This is a genomic window from Pseudomonas sp. Rh2, assembly GCF_040762985.1.
In the GTDB taxonomy this organism is placed as follows: domain Bacteria; phylum Pseudomonadota; class Gammaproteobacteria; order Pseudomonadales; family Pseudomonadaceae; genus Aquipseudomonas; species Aquipseudomonas taiwanensis.
The window spans coordinates 2,457,278-2,473,373 of record NZ_CP142890.1; the positions used below are offsets into that span (position 1 = coordinate 2,457,278).

Sequence of the window (16,096 nt, forward strand, 5' to 3'; positions counted from 1 at the left end):
CGGCATCCACCCATTTGCCGAGGTGTTCGTCATGCGTCGATCGTTGTGTCTGTTGTCCCTGGTACTGGCCTTGCCGCTGCAGGCCGAAGAGAAGGTCGTGAACCTTTACAGCTGGGCGGACTATGTCGCGCCGCAAACCCTTGAGCGCTTCGAGCGCGAGACCGGCTACAAGGTCCGCTACGACACCTTCGACACCACCGAAGTGCTGGAAACCAAGCTGTTGACGGGGGGGAGCGGCTACGATGTGGTGGTGCCATCTTCCACGGTGCTGGCGCGTGCGCTGAAGGCCAGTGCGTTACAACCCTTGAACGCACAGGCAATGCCTGGCTATGCCAATCTCGACAAGGACCTGCTGGCAAAACTGGCCGAGGCCGACCCCGGTAACCGTTACGCAGTGCCCTACACCTGGGGCACATTGGGCCTGGGGGTGAATGTCGAAGCGGTGCGCGAGCGATTGGGTGACGTGCCGCTGGACAGCCTCGACCTGCTGTTCAAGCCCGAGTACGCCAGCCGACTCAAATCATGCGGGATCGCCATGCCCGACTCACCCCAGGAGGTCATCGGCCTGGCCCTTAACTACCTCGGTAAAGACCCGTACAGCCAGGACAAGAACGCGCTTGCCGCCGCCCGCCAGTTGCTGGACCAACTGCAGCCGTCGATCAGCTACGTCGCCAACGGCCGCCAGATCAACGACCTGGCCAACGGCAGCGTGTGCCTGGCATTGACCTACAACGGCGACGCCGCCATGGCGGCCGACCAGGCGCGCAAGGCCGGCAAGCCATTCCAGCTCATCTACCGCATTCCGCGGGAAGGCACCCTGGTGTGGCAGGACAACCTGGTCATTCCCAAGGATGCCCCGCATCCGGAGGCTGCCCGGGCGTTCATCGCCTTCATGCTCAAGCCAGAATCGGTAGCCGCGCTGACCAATACGCTGTTTTTCGCCAACGCCAACCAGGCCGCCACCCCCTTGGTGGACGACGCGGTACGTAACGACCCGGATATCTATCCACCTGCCGCGGTGCGTGAGCGTCTGTACGCCGACCGCAGCATGGCATTGTCCGACCTGCGCCAGCGCAACCGCTTGTGGACGGCATTTCGCAGCGGGCAGTAATCGATAACGACATAGGAGCGACACCGTGGACCAAGCCGCCAACAATGACCAGGCCATGACCCGCGACAGCTTGTACGGCACTGCTGCTGAAAGCACCTACGCAGGCATTACCAGTTTCTCCCGGCGCCGCTACAGCCGCGATTTGCGTGGGGTGGATGTAGTGGTGAGCGGGGTGCCTTTCGACACCGCCACCAGCAACCGCCCAGGCGCACGTTTCGGGCCGCGAGCGATTCGTGCCGCTTCGGTGCAGCAAGCCTGGGCACGGCACTGGCCCTGGGCGTTCGATCCCTTCGACCACCTGGCGGTCATCGACTATGGCGACTGTGCGTTCGACAGTGGGACGCCACAGTCGGTGCCGGAAAGCATAGAGGCCCATGCCAATCGGATACTCGAAGCAGGGTGTGCCATGTTGACCCTGGGCGGCGACCACTTCATCAGCTACCCGCTGCTCAAGGCCCATGCCCGGCGCCACGGGCCGCTGGCGCTGATTCACTTCGATGCACACAGCGACACCTGGCCCGACGAAGATGGCAAGCGCATCGATCATGGCACCATGTTCTGGCACGCTGCGCGCGAAGGCTTGGTCGATCCAACGCATTCCGTGCAGATCGGCCTGCGCACCACCAATGACGACAGCCAGGGCTTTGCCATCCTCGATGCCCGCCAGGTCCATCGCCTGGGCACGGAGGCGGTTATCGAAGCGATCCGCCAGCGAGTCGGTGATCGGCCGGTATACCTGACTTTCGATATCGACTGCCTCGACCCAGCTTTCGCCCCAGGCACGGGGACCCCGGTATGCGGTGGCCTTAGCACCGTACAGGCCCTCGAGATTCTGGGTGGATTGCGTGGCATCAACCTGGTGGGCATGGACCTGGTGGAGGTGGCGCCGGCTTATGATCATGCCGATATCACTGCCCTGGCGGGGGCAACCCTGGCCATGGAAATGCTCTGCCTGTATGCGGCGCGACACAAACTCACCGACACATCACGGGGTCTGTAGGCGTCGGCTGGCCGGCGACCAGGCCATCGGAAAGGACCGATGGCCTTGCGTCGCAACGGTCAGGTACAGCGCCGCCAAAGGCCCATACTGAAACATCACGAATCAACTCCATCCGCTTTCACACTTTTGCCGCGAACCCCTTGCGCCTTAGGCTATCCAACCTTCGAGGCGCGTCATTTTCGTACAGGAGGTGAAGCATGAACATCACGATGCCAACCTTGGGCCTCGGCCTGTTGCTGTGCTTGCCACTGCAAGCGGCGCCCCTCCAGCCGCTGCAGCTCGCTGCTGGCAACAACAACCCTTACAACAGCCCAATCCAGCGCGCCAATCCGAATAGCCGCCAAGGTAGCGTCCAGCCGGCGCCTCCGGTACGCGGGCCTTCGACCGTGCCCATTCAGCGCACGCCCAGCCTGGACAACCGCGGCATCGGTAACGGCGACAACCTTCGGCGTCAGCAGCAAGCGCCAAACCTTGAACCCACTCGGCCACCGCGCGACACCCAGCGCGTGCCGTGAGCCCCGCATCGGAAGGAACCCTGCATGACACGACCCACCTGGCTGATTACCCTGACCGCCGCAGCGTTATTCCCGCTGCTGGCCCAAGCCGCTTCCCAGCAGCAGTTTCCCAGTGAAGAGGGGCCGTTGATCGTCGATACCGTGGCCGATGGCCTGCGCAATCCCTGGTCACTGGCGTTTTTACCGGGTGGCAAGGACATGCTGGTGACCGAGCGGCCTGGCAATCTGCGCATCGTCAATGCCGAGGGCAAGGTTGGACCACCCGTCAGTGGCGTGCCCAAGGTGTGGGCCGAAGGGCAGGGTGGTTTGCTGGATGTGGCGCTGTCGCCTGAGTTCGGGAAGGACCGTACCGTCTACCTGTCATTTGCAGAGGAGGGCAGCGACGGCAAGGCCGGGACGGCCGTCGGTCGCGGCCAGCTTTCGGCGGATCGTGCACGACTGGAGAACTTTACCGTGATCTTCCGTCAGTTGCCCAAGCTGTCGGAGGGCAACCACTTTGGTTCGCGGCTGGTGTTTGACCGAGACGGCTACCTGTTCATCGCGCTGGGCGAGAACAACCAGCGGCCCGCCGCCCAGGACCTTGACAAGCTGCAGGGCAAGATCGTGCGCTTGTGGCCCGACGGCAGCGTGCCGAAGGACAACCCCTTCGTCGGCCAGGACGCCGTGCGCCCGGAGATCTGGTCTTACGGCCATCGCAACCAGCAGGGCGCTGCCCTCAATCCATGGACCGGAAAACTCTGGACCCACGAACATGGCCCACGCGGCGGTGACGAGATCAACATCCCGCAAGCGGGCAAGAATTACGGGTGGCCCATCGCAACGCATGGCATCAACTATTCGCTGCTGCCGATCCCCGAAGCCGAGGGCAAGCACGTCGATGGCATGATCGACCCGCACCATGTGTGGGAGAAGTCACCCGGAATCAGCGGCATGGCGTTCTACGATAGCCCCACCTTCCAAGCCTGGGGCCACAACTTGTTCATCGGCGCACTGGCCACCCAGGAATTGATCCGACTGCAGTTGGTGGGAGACAAGGTCGTCCATGAGGAGCGGCTGCTGGGCCAGCTCAAGGCGCGGATTCGAGATGTGCGGGTGGGACCGGACGGTTATCTTTATGTGTTGACCGATGAGAAGGATGGAAAGCTGCTGAAAGTTGGGTTGGACGAAGATTGAGGTCGAGCCGCAGGTCGCAGGAGTGCCTATGCTCAAGCATGCATTCCAGGGAGTCGTCTCATGCCTGCCACCTCCATCACCAGCCTTCGGGCCGCACCCTGTGAGCTGATCATCGACACCGATCCCGGGGCCGACGATCTGGTCGCGCTGTTACTGGCCATGGCATCGCCAGATGAGCTGAGTATTCGTGCGATCACCACCGTGGCTGGCAATGTGCACCTTGCCAAGACCTCGCGCAATGCTCGCCTGGCCTGTGAGTGGGGTGGTCGGGAGGATATCCCGGTGTATGCCGGGGCCGCCCGGCCACTGGTACGTGCGCCTGTCCATGCCGCCGAATTGCACGGTGAAGAAGGCTTGAGTGGTGTGACGGTTCATGAGCCGGCCAAGCCCCTGAGTCAGGGCAATGCCGTGCAGTACCTGATCGATACCCTGGGCGCCGCTGAACCTCACAGCATCACCCTGGCCATGCTCGGCCCGCAGACCAACCTGGCACTTGCGCTGATCCAGCGTCCGGAAATAGCCAAGGGCATCAAGGACGTGGTGGTCATGGGCGGTGCCCACTTCAACGGCGGCAACATCACGCCGACGGCGGAATTCAACATTTATGCCGATCCTCACGCCGCCGAGGTAGTGCTGGCAAGTGGCGTTCGCCTGACCTACCTGCCGCTGGACCTGACCCATACGCTACTCACCAGCGATGCTCGTCTGCGGCAGCTGGCGGCTATCCACAACCGTGCCAGTCAAGTGGTGGTGGATATACTCAACGCCTACATCAAGCACGACATGGACGTGTATGGGATGCCCGGCGGGCCTGTGCATGACGCCAGCGTCATCGCCTACCTGGTCAAGCCAGAACTGTTCAGTGGTCGACGTGTCCATCTGGTGGTAGACAGCCGTGAAGGCGCAACCTTCGGCCAGACCATCGCCGATTGGTACGGTGTGCTCAAGCGTCCGGCAAACGTGATGTGGGTATCGCAGGGCGACGCCCAGGGGCTGTTCGATCTGCTCAGTGAGCGTCTGGCGAGATTGCGATAGCCGGCTGTGGGGCGTAGCGCTCGATGACCTGCTCGACGAAACTGCGCGCCGCTTCGGCACCGCGGTCACGTACCAGCAGGTCGATGGCGATCAAAAGCAGCTCCTCCGGGGTGCCAGGGCTGTAGGCGCTCTGGCCCTCGGCCCATTTGACCTTGATGTCGGCGTCGATGCTGTGGCTGCTCATGGAAGGCTCTCGCTGAAGGCCCGGTATGGAGAGGCGAACACCTGACCCTGGCGTTCGAGGGAGGCATGATGCGCTCCACTTCTTGCAGTAAATCATGACTTTGCGTCAAGCACCCTGCGACTTAAGAATAAAAGGCCATGTCGGGCAAACCAAGAGGCTGGTGCAAAATTCAGTCACGATTGCTTTTCGTCTCGACTGGCGAGATCAGGCAGACTTGTGCGGTTTTGCAACAAACTATGAGTGAAGCTGTCGCATTAGGCAGTTCCCGGATTGATTTTAGGAGGATTCATGTTCCGTACCCGTGCTTCCCTGGCGACCCTGCTACTGGCGTCCGTCCTGGCAGGTTGCAGCTCTGGCGGTCACTCGGGCGGCGGTGCCCCGGCAGCGGCGGCTGGCAACGATGGGCGCTGCGATGCCAGTGGGGCCGATTTCGCCATTGGCAAGCCAGGTAGCGCCGAACTGCTCGAGCAGGCGCGAAAGGCCAGCGGCTCGCAAATGGCACGCATCCTCAAACCCCATGACGTGGTCACCCTGGAGTATCGCTCCGAGCGTTTGAACCTTAATGTCGACGAGCGAGGGGTAGTCATCCGCGCCAACTGCGGTTAAGGGGCAGGGCCGAGCGTGCCCGGCGGACACCCAAAAAAAACCCGCCACGGAGGCGGGTTTTTTCAGCTGTCCGAATTACTCCGGACGAACCTGAGCAGCCTGCATGCCCTTCTGGCCGCGCTCGGCGACGAAGGAAACAGTCTGGCCTTCTTTCAGGCTCTTGAAGCCGTCGGTTTCGATGGCCTTGAAGTGTACGAACAGGTCGTCGCCGCCGCCTGCTGGGGTGATGAAGCCGTAGCCTTTCTCATCATTGAACCATTTGACGGTGCCGTTTTGGCGATTGGACATGGGGTGAATCTCCAGACATTTAATTTTTCAGTGGTGCAATGCGGCCGAGGCTACGGAGCACCGGCGACATCATAGTCTAATTCTGCGCATCTAGCGCCTTTTACCTTCGCAGGATACTGATCCAGGGCAAACAAAGTGTTGATTGCTTGCTCAGGACTTCGGTTTGCATGCCGCCTGCACGACAGTTTGCGCTTTCTGCATCAGCTTGGCGTCAACGCCGTCCTTGCTATCCAGGTCTTCGATCTCCTTATCGCTGAAATTCTTTTTGATGGCTTGCGCGCCGCATTCGCAGTGCTTTTTCGCGGTCGCAGCGTCCACGCCCTGTCCGCTGGCCACTTGGGTGCACTGGGCCATGTAACCAGCCTCCTTCCCAGGGGGGAAGTTGCCAGCGTTCGCAGCGACAGGCAGCAGCAGGGCGCTAGCGGCCGCCAGGGCCAGAAGAGAGTGAAGTCGCATAACCGGTTACTCCTTGGGTTAAGGTCTCATCAAGAGTAGGTTGCTTCCCAAGGTCTGATAGGATTTTTTCCGCGTTAGTTCACCACAACCGCGTAATTCCCAAATATTTCTGCCTGCTGTGCAACCCGCGTGCTAGCATGGCCGGCTTGTGGCTGCCCTGACGGCGCCTACATTTATCTTTTTCACTTTCCAGTCACTCAGGTCCCCCTGGCAAGCCGAAAGGTTTCTGCCACTGTGAGGCAGGCTTTCCCAAGGGAAAGGCAGGTCGGATCTTGTACTGGCTCATCCCAACCCACGTGACCTTTGGTAGGGGTCACCACTAGGAGAGGAGGCGCCATGCCCATTATTACTCTTCCCGATGGCAGTCAACGTTCGTTCGACAAGGCCGTATCCGTAGCCGAAGTCGCCGCCTCGATCGGCGCTGGTCTGGCCAAGGCCACCCTGGCCGGTAAAGTCGACGGCAAGCTGGTCGATGCCTGCGACCTGATCGAGAACGACGCCACCCTGCAGATCATCACCCCTAAAGATGAAGAGGGACTGGAGATCATTCGTCACTCGTGCGCCCACCTGATCGGCCACGCGGTGAAGCAGTTGTACCCGACCGCCAAGATGGTGATCGGCCCGGTGATCGACGAAGGCTTTTATTACGACATCGCCTACGAGCGTCCTTTCACCCCGGATGACCTGGCCGCCATCGAGCAGCGCATGCAGCAGTTGATCGACAAGGACTACGACGTCATCAAGAAGATGACTCCGCGCGCCGAGGTCATCGACGTGTTCAAGAACCGTGGCGAGGACTACAAGCTGCGCCTGGTCGAGGACATGCCCGACGAGAAGGCCATGGGGCTGTACTACCACGAAGAATACGTCGACATGTGCCGTGGCCCGCACGTGCCGAACACCCGTTTCCTCAAGGCCTTCAAGCTGACCAAGCTGTCCGGCGCCTACTGGCGCGGTGATGCCAAGAACGAACAGTTGCAACGCGTGTACGGCACCGCTTGGGCCGACAAGAAGCAGCTGGCCGCCTATATCCAGCGCATCGAAGAAGCCGAAAAACGCGACCACCGCAAGATCGGCAAGCAGCTGGACCTGTTCCACCTGCAGGAAGAAGCACCCGGCATGGTGTTCTGGCACGCCAATGGTTGGACCGTTTACCAGGTACTCGAGCAGTACATGCGTAAAGTCCAGCGCGAGAACGGCTACCAGGAAATCAAGACCCCACAGGTTGTCGACCGTATCCTCTGGGAGCGCTCCGGCCACTGGTCCAACTACGCCGAGAACATGTTCACCACTTCGTCGGAAAGCCGCGATTTTGCCGTCAAGCCGATGAACTGCCCGTGCCACGTGCAGGTGTTCAACCAGGGCCTCAAGTCTTACCGCGACCTGCCGCTGCGCTTGGCCGAATTCGGTGCTTGCCACCGTAACGAGCCGTCTGGCGCGCTGCACGGCATCATGCGTGTACGTGGCTTCGTTCAGGACGATGCGCACATCTTCTGCACCGAAGACCAGGTGAAGAAGGAAGCTGCCGACTTCATCAAGCTGACCCTGGACGTGTACAAGGACTTCGGTTTCACCGACGTCGCCATGAAGCTGTCGACTCGTCCCGCCAAGCGCGTGGGTTCCGAAGAGTTGTGGGATCGCGCCGAAGGCGCCCTGGCCGATGCGCTGAACGAGTCGGGCCTCGAGTGGGAATACCAGCCGGGCGAGGGGGCGTTCTACGGTCCGAAGATCGAGTTCACCCTGCGCGACTGCCTCGGTCGTAACTGGCAGTGCGGTACGCTGCAGTACGACCCGAACCTGCCTGAGCGTCTGGATGCCAGCTATATCGCCGAAGATAACAACCGTAAGCGCCCGGTCATGCTGCACCGTGCCATCCTCGGTTCGTTCGAGCGCTTCATCGGCATGCTGATCGAGCACTACGCGGGTGTGTTCCCTGCCTGGCTGGCACCAACCCAAGCGGTGATCATGAACATCACCGACAAGCAGGCCGATTTCGCCCTCGAAGTAGAAAAAGCCCTGAACGGTAGCGGTTTCCGTGCCAAGTCGGACTTGAGAAACGAGAAGATTGGCTTTAAAATCCGCGAGCATACTTTGCTCAAGGTCCCGTACCTTTTGGTTATAGGGGATCGCGAAGTCGAAACGCAGACCGTCGCCGTACGCACCCGTGAAGGCAAAGACCTCGGCTCCATGCCGGTGGCTGAATTCACGCAGCTGCTCAACAGCGCTGTAGCCCAGCGCGGTCGCCTAGAATCGGAGTAATGACTATTAAGCGTGAAATGAGAAACGATAAACGAACTGCACCGAAAGCCCCGATCAACGAGAATATCTCGGCACGCGAGGTTCGGTTAATTGGCGCTGACGGCGAGCAGATTGGCATCGTCTCGATTGATGAAGCGCTTCGAATCGCTGATGAAGCGAAGCTGGATCTGGTGGAAATCTCTGCAGACGCGCAACCGCCCGTCTGCAAGGTCATGGACTACGGCAAGCACCTCTTCGAGAAGAAGAAGCAGGCCAACGAAGCCAAGAAAAACCAGAAGCAGATCCAGATCAAAGAAATCAAGTTTCGTCCAGGGACGGAAGAAGGGGATTACCAGGTAAAACTACGCAACCTGGTACGTTTCCTTACTGATGGGGACAAGGCCAAGATCTCTCTGAGATTCCGTGGCCGTGAGATGGCTCACCAGGAGCTGGGCATGGAGCTGTTGAAGCGGGTCGAAGCCGACCTCGCCGAATACGGCTCCGTTGAGCAGCATCCGAAGATGGAAGGACGCCAGCTTATGATGGTCATCGCCCCCAAGAAAAAGAAGTAATCTCCCGGGCACGGCAGGCCTGATGATTATGTGTAATTTTATCGAATGCGGAGTTCCAACATGCCAAAAATGAAAACCAAGAGCGGTGCTGCAAAGCGCTTCCTGAAGACCGCTTCCGGCTTCAAGCACAAGCACGCTTTCAAGAGCCACATCCTGACCAAAATGTCGACCAAGCGTAAGCGTCAACTGCGCGGTGCCAGCCTGCTGCACCCGTCTGACGTTGCAAAAGTCGAGCGCATGCTGCGCGTACGTTAATTTCGGTCAAAGATAGAGGAAGTTACTCATGGCTCGTGTAAAGCGCGGCGTTATCGCTCGTAAGCGTCACAAGAAAATTCTGAAACTGGCTAAAGGCTACTACGGTGCACGCTCGCGCGTATTCCGCGTCGCCAAGCAGGCTGTCATCAAGGCTGGCCAATACGCCTACCGTGACCGTCGCCAGAAGAAGCGTCAGTTCCGCGCCCTGTGGATCGCTCGTATCAACGCCGGTGCCCGCACCAACGGTCTGTCCTACAGCCGTCTGATTGCTGGCCTGAAAAAGGCGTCGATCGAAATCGACCGTAAGGTTCTGGCTGACCTGGCAGTGAACGAAAAAGCGGCGTTTGCTGCGATTGTCGAGAAAGCTAAAGCCGTTCTGGCTTAAGTACCCACGACAATCATCCGGCGGCGCGCTGCGGCGCCGGGTGTAAAACGTCATCGATAGGGGAAGAGCCTTCAAAAGCTCTTCCCCTATTTTCGTATCTGGAGTCTGTACATGGAAAACCTGGACGCGCTGGTTGCCCAAGCCCTCGAGGCCGTGGAACGCGCTGAAGACATCACTACCCTGGAACAGATCCGGGTTCAATTCCTCGGCAAGAAGGGCGAACTGACCCAGGTGATGAAGACCCTGGGCAACCTGCCAGCCGAAGAGCGGCCGAAAGTCGGCGCGCTGATCAACGACGCCAAGGAACGCGTCACCGACGTGCTCAACGCACGCAAGGCCGCCTTTGAAGAGGCCGAGCTCAGCGCTCGCCTGGCCGCCGAATGCATTGACGTGACCCTGCCAGGCCGTGGCCAGACCACTGGCGGCCTGCACCCGATCACCCGTACCCTCGAGCGCATCGAGCAGTTCTTCACCCACATCGGCTACGGCATCGCCGAAGGCCCGGAGGTCGAAGACGACTACCACAACTTCGAAGCGCTCAACATCCCAGGCCACCATCCGGCCCGGGCGATGCACGACACCTTCTATTTCAATGCCAACATGCTGCTGCGCACCCATACCTCGCCGGTACAGGTCCGCACCATGGAATCGAGCCAGCCGCCGATTCGCATTGTCTGCCCAGGCCGCGTCTACCGCTGCGACTCGGACATTACCCACTCGCCGATGTTCCACCAAGTCGAAGGCCTGCTGATCGACCGCGGCATCAACTTCGCCGACCTCAAGGGCACCATCGAAGAGTTCCTGCGGGTGTTCTTCGAGAAAGAGCTGGCCGTGCGCTTCCGCCCGTCGTTCTTCCCCTTCACCGAGCCGTCCGCCGAAGTGGATATCCAGTGCGTGATGTGCGCTGGCAACGGCTGCCGCGTGTGCAAGCAAACCGGCTGGCTGGAAGTGATGGGTTGCGGCATGGTGCACCCGAACGTGCTGCGCATGTCTGGCATCGACCCGGAAGAGTTCCAGGGTTTCGCCTTCGGCATGGGCGCCGAGCGCTTGGCCATGCTGCGCTATGGCGTCAACGATTTGCGTCTGTTCTTCGACAACGACCTGCGGTTCTTAGCGCAATTCCGCTAGGCCTATCCGACGCAATTTTCAGGAGAACAGCATGAAATTCAGTGAACAGTGGCTGCGCGGTTGGGTAAACCCGCAAGTCTCCCGTGACGAACTGGTCGCCCGTCTGTCCATGGCCGGCCTCGAAGTCGACAGCGTTACCCCCGCTGCCGGGCAGTTCAGCGGTATCGTCGTGGGCGAGATCCTCGCCACCGAACAGCACCCGGACGCCGACAAGCTGCGCGTCTGCCAGGTAAGCAACGGCCAGGAAACCTTCCAGGTTGTCTGCGGCGCCCCTAACGCACGTCCAGGCATCAAGATCCCGTTCGCCATGATCGGCGCCGAGTTGCCAGGTGACTTCAAGATCAAGAAAGCCAAGCTGCGCGGTGTCGAATCCTTCGGCATGCTGTGCTCGGCCGCCGAACTGCAGATCAGCGAAGAAAACGACGGCTTGCTGGAGCTGGCCGCCGACGCCCCGGTAGGTGAAGACATTCGCCAGTACCTGAGCCTGGACGACGCCAGCATCGAGATCGGCCTGACCCCGAACCGTGGCGATTGCCTTTCCATCGCCGGTCTGGCGCGCGACGTCAGTGCGCTGTACAACGTCCCGGTTACCCGCCCGAACGTGCCGGCGGTACCGGCTGCGCACGACGAAGTGCGTCCGGTCGAAGTCAGTGCTCCGGCTGCTTGCCCGCGTTACCTGGGCCGCGTCATCCGCAACGTCGACCTGAGCAAGCCGACTCCGCTGTGGATGGTTGAGCGCCTGCGCCGCAGCGACGTGCGCAGCATCGACGCTGCCGTCGACATCACCAACTACGTGATGCTTGAGCTGGGCCAGCCCATGCACGCTTTCGACCTGGCTGAGATCAACGGCGGCATCCGCGTGCGCATGGCCGAAGAGGGCGAGAAGCTCGTCCTGCTCGACGGCCAGGAAGTAGCCCTGCGGGCCGATACCCTGGTCATCGCCGACCACACCCGCGCCCTGGCCATTGCCGGCGTCATGGGGGGCGAGCACAGCGGCGTGAACACCGAGAAGACCCGCGACCTGTTCCTGGAAAGCGCCTTCTTCGAGCCGATTTCTGTCGCTGGTAAAGCCCGTTCCTACGGCCTGCACACCGACGCCTCGCACCGCTATGAGCGTGGTGTCGATTCGCAGCTGGCTCGCGAAGCCATCGAGCGCGCTACTGCGCTGGTGCTGGAGATCGTGGGTGGCGAAGCCGGTCCGGTGGTCGAGGCTGCCAGCGAGCAGCACTTGCCGAACATCGCCCCGATCACTCTACGCGCCGACCGCATCACCCAGATGCTCGGCATGGAAATGGACCCGGCCCAGGTCGAGCAACTGCTCAACGCCCTGGAGCTGACCACTACGCGCAGCGGAGAAGGGGAGTGGACCGTCAACGTCCCGAGCCACCGCTTTGACATCAGCCTGGAAGTCGACCTGATCGAAGAGCTGGCCCGCCTGTACGGTTACAACAACCTGCCGGTCCGTTATCCGCAAGCGCGCCTGGCGCCGCAAGCCCGCCCGGAAACCCGTGGCGAGCTGCCAAACCTGCGTCGCCTGCTGGTTGCTCGCGGCTATCAGGAAGCCATCACCTACAGCTTCATCGACCCGAAACTGTTCGAGCTGTTCAGCCCAGGTGTCGAGCCGCTGCTGCTGGCCAACCCTATCTCCAACGATATGGCTGCCATGCGTGCGTCGCTCTGGCCGGGTCTGGTGAAGGCGCTGCAGCACAACCTCAACCGCCAACAAGACCGCGTTCGCCTGTTCGAAAGCGGCCTGCGTTTCGTTGGCCAGCTGGGTGATCTCAAGCAGCAGCCGATGATTGCCGGCGTGGTCACCGGTAGCCGCCTGCCAGAAGGCTGGGCCAACGGTCGCGATGGCATCGACTTCTTCGATGTCAAGGCCGATGTGGAGGCCCTGCTGGGTTACTCGGGAGCGCTGAACGACTTCACCTTCAGCGCTGGAAAACACCCCGCCCTGCACCCTGGCCAAACCGCCCTGATCGAGCGCGACGGCAAGCAGGTCGGCTACCTGGGCGCCATCCACCCAGAGCTGGCCAAGGCCCTGGATCTGGATCGCCCGGTGTTCCTGTTCGAGCTGGTGCTGGGTGAGGTGGTCGAAGGCCGTCTGCCGAAGTTCAGTGAACTCTCCAAGTTCCCGGAAACCCGTCGTGACCTGGCGCTGATCGCCGGCCGTGACGTGGCCTCCAGTCAGGTGCTTGAAGTGATTCGTAACAATGCCGGCGAATGGCTGACAGACCTCAGGCTGTTTGACGTCTACCAGGGTAAAGGTATTGATCCTGATAGAAAAAGCCTGGCAGTCGGCTTGACCTGGCAGCATCCATCGCGCACTCTTAACGACGATGAGGTGAACACGACCCTGCAGAACATCCTCACCTCGCTCGAACAAAGGTTGAACACCACGTTAAGGAAATAACGGTATGGGTGCTCTGACGAAAGCTGAGATGGCCGAAAGGCTGTACGAGGAGCTGGGACTCAACAAGCGTGAGGCCAAGGAGTTGGTAGAGCTGTTTTTCGAAGAAATTCGGCACGCGCTTGAGGAGAACGAGCAGGTGAAGTTGTCAGGTTTCGGCAACTTCGACCTTCGCGACAAACGGCAGCGGCCGGGCCGCAACCCCAAGACGGGGGAAGAGATCCCGATTACCGCGCGCCGCGTCGTCACCTTTCGTCCAGGGCAAAAGCTGAAAGCCCGGGTAGAGGCCTATGCTGGAACCAAGCCATAACGACGAACTGCCCCCCATACCGGGCAAACGCTACTTCACTATTGGTGAAGTCAGCGAGTTGTGTGCGGTGAAGCCGCATGTGCTGCGGTATTGGGAGCAGGAGTTTCCCCAACTCAACCCGGTCAAGCGGCGCGGGAACAGGCGGTATTACCAGCGGCAAGATGTGCTGATGATTCGTCAGATCCGTGCACTGCTGTACGACCAGGGCTTCACCATTGGCGGGGCGCGGTTGCGGCTTTCCAGTGATGAGGTAAAGGACGAGTCCAGCCAGTACAAGCAGCTGATTCGGCAGATGATTGCCGAATTGGAAGATGTGCTGGTCGTGCTCAAGAAGTGATCTGCACCCGACGAATGGAAGTTTCTTGAAAAAAAAGCTTCCATTAATCAGATGGTTAGGGTAGATTCTTCATCGTTCTCAGCGGTATCGAGAATAGAGTCGGGGCGTAGCGCAGCCCGGTAGCGCACTTGCATGGGGTGCAAGGGGTCGAGTGTTCGAATCACTCCGTCCCGACCAAAAATCCCTAAAAAATCCAGTCACTTAACGGTGACTGGATTTTTTTATGCGCGGCACTGCGCAAAATGAGCGCAAACCTACCTAGCGATCTCGCCACTATCCAGGTCGGCTTCGACTTCGGAGCACAGCCTTCTCTGTTTTCTTCTGTACTACATACAGGTAACCCTCACGCACGTCTTCGGATTTCATATCGAGAATGTCGCCTCGTCGTTGCGCGGTGATGACTGCAAGATCGATGGCGTCATTCAGCCAGCGCGGGGAGCCATCGCGGATTGCTTTCAGGCCTTCTAGCGTGTGTCGCTTGCGCTGCTTCTTTACGATTTTTGGAATTGTGCTGGCTGCAGGGATGTCCGGGCACAGGCCTTTAGCAGCGGCATGATTGAATAGGTCGATCAGAATTGCCCGCGCCTGGTTGCCTGCCCGCGGGGTCAGCGGCTCAAGGAACTCGGCAATCATCCTGATAGTGATCTGGTCTGTGGAGCGCTCGCCGAAAGTATTTCTGATCTGCTTGAATCTGACGGCATACCCGTCAAGCGTAGCGTTTGCAAGCACCCGAGGTTGGAGAACATCCCGCTCATAGGTGCTCAGAAGCTCTCCCAATGTCACTTTACTTTCGCCAGGAACTCGGCTACCAAGCCACCCCCGCGCAGCGGTGTTGAGCTGGGCAGCCGCATCTTTCCGTCGTTGGGACGCCGATACCCGATAGGTGCCCAGCCTAGCGTCGGAATAAAAGTTCATGGGCAGGCCAAGCGCTTCAGGGAGTGGGTCTGAATCTGCGCCGGGTGGCACTACCTGCCACAATTGCACACGCGATCAACGCCATGCCGGCTGCGCACAGAAATCCATCGGATCGCCCCCCTGGCACGAACTCAATGAACGAAGAAAGGAACTGCCCGCCGAAGATTGCTACAGAAAGCCAGGCCAGATTACGTCCCCGCTGGGCAGCATGACTGAGCTCGATGGTCATGTGGTTGAGCAATGGCACGGTGAGCCCAAATCCTAGACCAAGGCAAAGTCCGCCCTCGATCATCAACGTCAGGTCCTCTGCGGTCACAAACGCCAAGTGCGCCAGCGCGTAAAAAGCCAATCCGAAAATCAGTGTTCCGTGTTCGCCTGCCTTGCGGGCAGCAATGGGCATGACGGCCGCTGCCCCCACCGCAACCAGTGACACACCAGACAGAAAGTACCCGACCTGGGCTTCATTGAGACCAATGCAATGCAACCGCAGTGGCAGCATGATGATGGCGCTGAAGAATACGATCATGGAGAGCGTGGCTAACGCATACACAAGCCTCAGCGCAACCGAGGGGGTACGAGTGATCTCGCCTGCTTCCGTCGAGTGCCTGGTAACGGAAGGCTGAGGGACGCATACCAGCACCAGCACAAGCAGCCCCCACGCGCACAGGTACAGCGCGAATGGCCACTGCCATCCCACGTTTGCCAGAAGACCGGCTGCAGAGAGAAAGAGCACGCCGCCCAGCTCGATTGACATGCCTTGCATGGCAATCATGTTCAACCGGGCATTACCTTCGTAGAACTCCGAGATCAGCCCGGTTCCGGCGGCCATGATCATGGCCGTCGATCCCCCCAGAAGGAGTCGGTCTACGAATATCGCTGGGCCGTGAAAAACGAAGCCCACCATGCCTAATAGCCCGTAGGCAAACAGGCCAAAGCACAAACTCTTGTATAGCCCGATTCGGTCGATGAGTTTGCCCGCCATTGGCCCAAAGACGATGACACCCAGCGACGGGACAGTAACCAGCCAACTGGCAGCGCTACCGAAGCCCAGTTTGTGAGCAATGGTAGGCAGTCCCGGGACGATGACGCACCCGACCATGATGGTCAGCGACGCGACTGCCAGTAGCACGAGAGATCCTGATCGAGAAAGTGGTGGATTCATGGGGTGTCCGTTTGGT

General features: G+C 60.1%; 19 protein-coding genes and 1 tRNA gene. 15 read left to right on the forward strand and 5 right to left on the reverse strand.

What is annotated here, in order from left to right:
• The first annotated feature begins 31 nt into the window (after nt 1-31).
• The 5 genes from VXM67_RS11080 (at nt 32) to VXM67_RS11100 (ending at nt 4,834) form a co-directional block, all read left to right on the forward strand.
• Nucleotides 32-1,111 carry an extracellular solute-binding protein gene (locus tag VXM67_RS11080; RefSeq protein WP_023379788.1) on the forward strand — a complete coding sequence of 360 codons (1,080 nt, stop codon included), beginning with the start codon at nt 32-34 and terminating at the stop codon, nt 1,109-1,111.
• A 25-nt stretch (nt 1,112-1,136) separates the two neighbouring features.
• On the forward strand, nt 1,137-2,111 hold the full coding sequence (speB, locus tag VXM67_RS11085) for an agmatinase (protein WP_027907813.1): 975 nt from the start codon (nt 1,137-1,139) through the stop codon (nt 2,109-2,111).
• 197 nt (nt 2,112-2,308) lie between these two features.
• Complete coding sequence (locus tag VXM67_RS11090; protein ID WP_023379790.1) at nt 2,309-2,626, forward strand: hypothetical protein; 318 nt, start codon at nt 2,309-2,311, stop codon at nt 2,624-2,626.
• Nucleotides 2,627-2,650: 24 nt separating this feature from the next.
• Nucleotides 2,651-3,799, forward strand: a complete 1,149-nt coding sequence (locus VXM67_RS11095; protein ID WP_023379791.1) for a PQQ-dependent sugar dehydrogenase — start codon at nt 2,651-2,653, stop codon at nt 3,797-3,799.
• Between the two features lie 60 nt (nt 3,800-3,859).
• Entirely contained in the window at nt 3,860-4,834 is a 975-nt protein-coding gene (locus tag VXM67_RS11100) for a nucleoside hydrolase (RefSeq protein ID WP_104882672.1), read from the forward strand.
• Here the strand turns inward: VXM67_RS11100 and VXM67_RS11105 are convergent.
• Nucleotides 4,806-5,018, reverse strand: coding sequence for a hypothetical protein (locus tag VXM67_RS11105; protein WP_023379793.1), 213 nt, complete (start codon nt 5,016-5,018; stop codon nt 4,806-4,808). The genes VXM67_RS11100 and VXM67_RS11105 overlap by 29 nt on opposite strands.
• A gap of 288 nt (nt 5,019-5,306) precedes the next feature.
• Here VXM67_RS11105 and VXM67_RS11110 point away from each other — a divergent pair, with 288 nt between their 5' ends.
• The gene (locus VXM67_RS11110) at nt 5,307-5,624 is read left to right on the forward strand and encodes an I78 family peptidase inhibitor (protein ID WP_023379794.1); all 318 of its coding nucleotides are present in this window, start codon (nt 5,307-5,309) and stop codon (nt 5,622-5,624) included.
• 75 nt (nt 5,625-5,699) lie between these two features.
• Here VXM67_RS11110 and VXM67_RS11115 read toward each other — a convergent pair whose 3' ends face one another.
• Together VXM67_RS11115 and VXM67_RS11120 are read right to left on the reverse strand one after the other, a co-directional pair.
• Entirely contained in the window at nt 5,700-5,912 is a 213-nt protein-coding gene (locus VXM67_RS11115) for a cold-shock protein (protein ID WP_023379795.1), read from the reverse strand.
• A 150-nt stretch (nt 5,913-6,062) separates the two neighbouring features.
• Complete coding sequence (locus VXM67_RS11120) at nt 6,063-6,368, reverse strand: hypothetical protein (RefSeq protein WP_023379796.1); 306 nt, start codon at nt 6,366-6,368, stop codon at nt 6,063-6,065.
• Nucleotides 6,369-6,704: 336 nt separating this feature from the next.
• Between VXM67_RS11120 and thrS the strand changes: the two genes are divergently transcribed.
• The 9 genes from thrS to VXM67_RS11165 all read left to right on the forward strand — a co-directional run bounded on the left by thrS (nt 6,705) and on the right by VXM67_RS11165 (nt 14,180).
• Nucleotides 6,705-8,627, forward strand: a complete 1,923-nt coding sequence (thrS, locus tag VXM67_RS11125; protein ID WP_023379797.1) for a threonine--tRNA ligase — start codon at nt 6,705-6,707, stop codon at nt 8,625-8,627.
• A complete protein-coding gene (infC, locus tag VXM67_RS11130) occupies nt 8,627-9,178 on the forward strand; it encodes a translation initiation factor IF-3 (RefSeq protein ID WP_013972005.1) in 552 nt (183 codons plus the stop codon). The genes thrS and infC overlap by 1 nt, the downstream gene beginning before the upstream one ends.
• Before the next feature lie 60 nt (nt 9,179-9,238).
• Nucleotides 9,239-9,433, forward strand: a complete 195-nt coding sequence (gene rpmI / locus VXM67_RS11135) for a 50S ribosomal protein L35 (RefSeq protein WP_003250667.1) — start codon at nt 9,239-9,241, stop codon at nt 9,431-9,433.
• 28 nt (nt 9,434-9,461) lie between these two features.
• The gene (gene rplT / locus VXM67_RS11140) at nt 9,462-9,818 is read left to right on the forward strand and encodes a 50S ribosomal protein L20 (RefSeq protein WP_003250671.1); all 357 of its coding nucleotides are present in this window, start codon (nt 9,462-9,464) and stop codon (nt 9,816-9,818) included.
• Between the two features lie 111 nt (nt 9,819-9,929).
• Nucleotides 9,930-10,946, forward strand: a complete 1,017-nt coding sequence (gene pheS, locus VXM67_RS11145) for a phenylalanine--tRNA ligase subunit alpha (RefSeq protein ID WP_023379798.1) — start codon at nt 9,930-9,932, stop codon at nt 10,944-10,946.
• A 31-nt stretch (nt 10,947-10,977) separates the two neighbouring features.
• The gene (gene pheT / locus VXM67_RS11150; RefSeq protein WP_277687010.1) at nt 10,978-13,359 is read left to right on the forward strand and encodes a phenylalanine--tRNA ligase subunit beta; all 2,382 of its coding nucleotides are present in this window, start codon (nt 10,978-10,980) and stop codon (nt 13,357-13,359) included.
• A gap of 4 nt (nt 13,360-13,363) precedes the next feature.
• The gene (gene ihfA / locus VXM67_RS11155) at nt 13,364-13,666 is read left to right on the forward strand and encodes an integration host factor subunit alpha (protein ID WP_003250679.1); all 303 of its coding nucleotides are present in this window, start codon (nt 13,364-13,366) and stop codon (nt 13,664-13,666) included.
• Nucleotides 13,647-14,003 carry a MerR family transcriptional regulator gene (locus tag VXM67_RS11160; protein WP_011533210.1) on the forward strand — a complete coding sequence of 119 codons (357 nt, stop codon included), beginning with the start codon at nt 13,647-13,649 and terminating at the stop codon, nt 14,001-14,003. Before ihfA ends, VXM67_RS11160 begins: the two co-directional genes overlap by 20 nt.
• A 100-nt stretch (nt 14,004-14,103) precedes the next feature.
• A tRNA-Pro gene (locus VXM67_RS11165) sits at nt 14,104-14,180 on the forward strand.
• Nucleotides 14,181-14,276: 96 nt separating this feature from the next.
• Here VXM67_RS11165 and VXM67_RS11170 read toward each other — a convergent pair.
• Both VXM67_RS11170 and VXM67_RS11175 read right to left on the reverse strand, forming a co-directional pair.
• A complete protein-coding gene (locus tag VXM67_RS11170; protein ID WP_367237674.1) occupies nt 14,277-14,918 on the reverse strand; it encodes a hypothetical protein in 642 nt (213 codons plus the stop codon).
• Nucleotides 14,919-14,934: 16 nt separating this feature from the next.
• Nucleotides 14,935-16,080 carry an MFS transporter gene (locus tag VXM67_RS11175; RefSeq protein WP_367237675.1) on the reverse strand — a complete coding sequence of 382 codons (1,146 nt, stop codon included), beginning with the start codon at nt 16,078-16,080 and terminating at the stop codon, nt 14,935-14,937.
• Nucleotides 16,081-16,096 lie beyond the last annotated feature (16 nt).